This window comes from Endozoicomonas sp. ONNA1 (assembly GCF_024606325.1).
GTDB lineage: Bacteria > Pseudomonadota > Gammaproteobacteria > Pseudomonadales > Endozoicomonadaceae > Endozoicomonas_A.
Window position 1 is genome coordinate 1 of sequence record NZ_JAHHPN010000085.1, and the last position, 4,532, is coordinate 4,532.

At 49.8% G+C, this 4,532-nt stretch carries 5 protein-coding genes; all 5 read left to right on the forward strand.

Annotated features, from left to right (window positions below):
- Window positions 1–59 precede the first annotated feature (59 nt).
- Entirely contained in the window at window positions 60–659 is a 600-nt protein-coding gene (locus tag KDK19_RS24240) for a KTSC domain-containing protein (protein ID WP_257291232.1), read from the forward strand.
- Window positions 660–929: 270 nt separating this feature from the next.
- Entirely contained in the window at window positions 930–1,541 is a 612-nt protein-coding gene (locus tag KDK19_RS01840) for a phosphoribosylanthranilate isomerase (protein ID WP_257252526.1), read from the forward strand.
- A complete protein-coding gene (trpB, locus tag KDK19_RS01845; protein WP_257291233.1) occupies window positions 1,538–2,767 on the forward strand; it encodes a tryptophan synthase subunit beta in 1,230 nt (409 codons plus the stop codon). The genes KDK19_RS01840 and trpB overlap by 4 nt, the downstream gene beginning before the upstream one ends.
- Window positions 2,768–2,787: 20 nt before the next feature.
- The gene (trpA, locus tag KDK19_RS01850; protein ID WP_306670830.1) at window positions 2,788–3,588 is read left to right on the forward strand and encodes a tryptophan synthase subunit alpha; all 801 of its coding nucleotides are present in this window, start codon (window positions 2,788–2,790) and stop codon (window positions 3,586–3,588) included.
- Window positions 3,589–3,678: 90 nt separating this feature from the next.
- The coding region (gene accD / locus KDK19_RS01855) for an acetyl-CoA carboxylase, carboxyltransferase subunit beta (RefSeq protein WP_257291234.1) at window positions 3,679–4,532 on the forward strand (854 nt) is incomplete at its 3' end.

Here is a 4,532-nt window from a genome sequence, read left to right on the forward strand (position 1 = left end):
ATTTTTAGACCAATTTATTGCAACCGCAGTAGGACAGTCTTAAGTCCGACAGGCTGCTAGTGGCTCATTCTCAGGGGAACTTTTATGGTAATGAGGCCTGGCGTTCAGTTTATCAGACTTCGACTGCCGGTATTGCCTGGAATGAGTTGAAGTTAATGGGCATGGTGTCAGTGGCGACTCCGGCCAGTCAGGTAGGTTATCCCTTGAGTCATCCGGTTGATCAGCAGAGTGTGACCCGATACCTGACGCTTTCTGATGATCTGGTGATTAATTTATTGAGAAGCGCTGCCTTTGGACCTTTACCTGCCAATGTAACAAACAGTACTGTGAGCGACGACTGGAAAAATCATAGCTTTGGGATGAGTTATGTTTTGGGTGATTCCAGTGGCCAATTGTTGAAGGACCAGATCAGAAGCGTTGCCTACAGTCTGGAAACCTTACCCTTTGATCGGCAGCCGGTAGACTCATCGGCGCTGGCATCTGCAGGCTATGATCCAACAGCCCGGATACTGGAAATCGAGTTTGTGGGTAGTGACAGTCTCTATCGATATTACGATGTGCCTGAGAGTGTCTATCAGGATTTGCTGTCTGCTGACTCTGTCGGTCGTTATTACAATCTGGCCATCAGGGGGCAATACCCTTCCAGGCGTTTGAACTGAGGTGAGTCTTACTCTTGATTTGGCTCTTGTCTTTTCAGTATGAGACAAGAGTCGGCTGTTTCTGCTAACATCCACCTTCTGCTTTCAGATCCTGTTTCATTTCCTGCTCCTGCAGGGGGAAGCTGTATGGAAGCATCCTGTTCAATGACTCCCATCGCTTACTCATCATAGAAACCTTATTGAACCGGTTTGTCTGATGATCGGGAGAGTTCGCTGTCATCGAATGCTATTGGCGTTCTTTATCAGCTATAGGCATTAGGAGAGGTATCGTTGAAGACTCGGATCAAGGTCTGTGGAGTCACCTCTGTAGAAGAAGCGCTGGAAGCGGTTAATGCGGGTGCTGATGCACTGGGTCTGGTGTTTTATGCGCCCAGCAAGCGGTTTGTGACCGTCCGTAAGGCTCGAGAAATTGCCACGGCAATCCCACCTTTTATCACCCTGGTGGGTTTGTTTGTTGACGCTGAGGAATCCGTTATCCGGGAGGTTCTGGATCACGTCCCGCTGGATCTGTTGCAGTTTCATGGCAATGAGACCGATCAGGAGTGTGAGCGATGGCGAAGAAGATATATCAAGGCACTCAGAGTACGTCCCGGGACGTCTGTTAAGGAAAGTGCTGCCGCTTATCCCGGTGCCTGTGGTCTGCTTCTGGATTCTTATCGTAAAGGTATACCCGGCGGAACCGGTGAGGCTTTTGACTGGCAGTTGATACCGGACAGTCTGGATAAGCCCGTTATTCTGGCGGGTGGTCTGAATCCTGAGAACGTTTCGCAAGCCATAGAACAGGTTGCGCCCTTTGCTGTCGATGTCAGCAGTGGTGTAGAGAATGACAGGGGCAAAGACCCCGAAAAGATGAAAGCCTTTGTCGAGGCGGTAAAACAATGACTGTAGATTATAAGACTCTGGATTATAAAAAGTTGCACGAGCTGCCGGATGAATCCGGTCATTTTGGTCGTTTTGGTGGACGCTATGTCGCAGAAACACTCATGTGTGTTCTTGAAGAGCTGGAATTGACCTACAAGAAGCTTTGGAATGACCCCGATTTTCAGGCTGATTTTGACCGTGATCTGGCTCATTACGTAGGCAGGCCCTCACCGCTCTATCATGCTGAGCGCTGGTCTGAAAGTCTGGGTGGTGCACAAATCTACCTGAAGCGTGAAGATCTGAATCATACCGGTGCCCACAAGATCAATCATGCAATTGGTCAGGCGCTGCTGGCCAAACACATGGGTAAAAAGAGGATCATTGCCGAAACCGGTGCAGGTCAGCATGGTGTAGCTACCGCCACGGTTGCCGCGAGGCTGGGTCTGGAATGTATCGTTTACATGGGTGCCAAAGACGTTAAACGTCAGGCGTTGAATGTTTACCGAATGAAGCTGCTTGGGGCCACAGTTGTGCCGGTAGAGAGTGGCTCTCAAACACTGAAAGATGCTATCAACGAAGCACTCCGTGACTGGGTAACCCGTCCGGAAGAAACCTTTTATATTCTGGGAACGGTTTGTGGTCCTCATCCGTATCCGGAAATGGTGCGTAATTTTCAGAGTGTTATTGGTCGTGAAGCTCGCAGGCAATGTCTGGAAATGACCCGGCGTCTGCCCGATGCTCTGGTGGCCTGTGTAGGTGGTGGCTCCAACGCTATGGGATTATTCTACGAATTTTTGCAGGATGAAAACGTCAAAATCTACGGTGTTGAAGCCGGTGGTCACGGTGTTGAGTCTGGAGAGCATGCTGCAAGAATGTCTGGAGAGAGGCAGGGCGTTTTCCAGGGGCAGCGCAGTTTCCTGATGTGTGACGACGATGGTCAGATAACTGAAAGCTATTCAGTATCGGCTGGTTTGGATTACCCGGGAGTAGGCCCCGAGCACAGTCATCTCAGATCTGTGGGTCGTGCTGAATATCCCTGCGTAACAGATGATGAGGCTTTGGCTGCATTCAGAAGCCTGACACGTATGGAAGGTATTATGCCGGCTCTTGAGAGTTCTCACGCCCTCGCTTTTGCTGAGCAGCTGGCTCCAACCATGGAGAAAGATCAGATTATTCTTGTCAACCTGTCTGGTCGGGGCGACAAGGATATTCATACTGTGGCTGAAATTGATGGACTTTCGTTCTAAGCATTGAGGGAGAAATCATAATGAGAATTAAACCATGCTTTGAGCGATTGTCTTCGGAAGGTCGTAAGGCTTTGATGCCCTATGTGACGGCGGGTGATCCGGCGGATAAGACCGTAGACATCATGCACAAGATGGTAGCCAGTGGTGCTAACCTGATCGAACTGGGTTTCCCATTTTCGGATCCCATGGCTGACGGACCGGTGATTGCAGAGGCTCATGAGCGCGCATTATCACAAGGTGTTACATTGAATGACGTTTTTTCAATGGTAACTCGCTTCAGGGAAAACGATAATACGACCCCGATTGTCCTGATGGGCTACCTTAACCCGGTAGAAGTTATGGGTTATGGGGTGTTTGCTGCGCGGGCCGCTGAAGCCGGTGTCGATGGTGTACTGATTGTTGATTTGCCCGCGGAGTTTGCTGGCGGTCTGGTTGAGCATTTAAAGCCCAGGCAGATTGATATGATCAACCTGATTACGCCCACTACCACCGATGAGCGCATTCAAAAGATCTGCTCTGTTGCTTCAGGGTTCGTATATTACGTTTCAGTGAAGGGAGTGACAGGCTCAAACAAGCTGGATCTCGGCAGTGTTCAGTCCAGAGTGGCTCACATCAAAGGGTTTACCGACCTGCCTGTTGGTGTCGGTTTTGGTATTCGTGATGGTGAGTCTGCAGCAGCCATTTCTTCGGTTGCAGATGGTGTGGTAGTAGGGTCCCTGTTGGTATCCGAGCTGGCCAATTACCAACGCCAGGGCGAAGGTGCTATCGACCGGGTCTCTGGTCATCTACAAGCAATGCGTCAGGCAATGGATAAAGGTTAACCCGATGAATTAAGGCGATAGACAATAGGGAGTGCCCTGAACATTCAGGCGCTCTCTATTTTCAATCTTGCCAATAGACAGGTAGCGTGAATGAGTAACTGGCTAGTCGATAAATTGATACCTTCGCTGTCACGTTCTACAAGTCAGCAGAAGAGCAGTAATGTGCCAGAAGGATTATGGCGCAAGTGTGTTAAGTGTGAGTCGGTTCTGTATCGCCCAGAGCTTGAGAGAAATCTGTACGTTTGTCCAAAATGCAGTCACCACATGCGTATCGGTGCCCGAAAGCGTCTGGAGTACTTTCTGGACAAAAGCACTACTGAAGAATTGTTCTCTGAGATAGAGCCTGTCGATAAGCTCAAGTTCCGGGATTCAAAGAAATACAAGGACCGTCTGGCATCTGCTCAAAAGCAGACGGGTGAAAAAGATGCTCTGGTCGCTATGAAAGGCCAGCTGGATGGTCTGCCTGTGGTTGCTGTGGCTTTTGAATTCAGCTTTATGGGTGGATCAATGGGTTCTGTTGTTGGCGAGAAGTTTGCCCGTGCCGCAGAGCTGAGTCTGGAACTCAAGGTTCCTTTTGTTTGTTTTTCAGCCAGTGGTGGTGCCCGCATGCAGGAGGCTTTGTTTTCCCTGATGCAGATGGCAAAAACCAGTGCGGCATTAGAGCGAATGAAACAACAGGGAGTACCTTATTTCTCTGTGCTCACAGATCCCGTTTATGGAGGTGTATCTGCCTCTTTGGCAATGTTGGGTGATGTGAATATTGCCGAGCCCGGTGCATTAATCGGGTTTGCGGGTCCGCGCGTTATCGAGCAGACGGTTCGTGAAAAGTTGCCTGAAGGCTTCCAGCGCAGTGAGTTTCTGCTGGAGCATGGGGCAATCGATATGATTGTTGATCGGGGCGAAATGCGTTCGACGGTTGCTCGACTTTGCAGAAAAATGCAGGG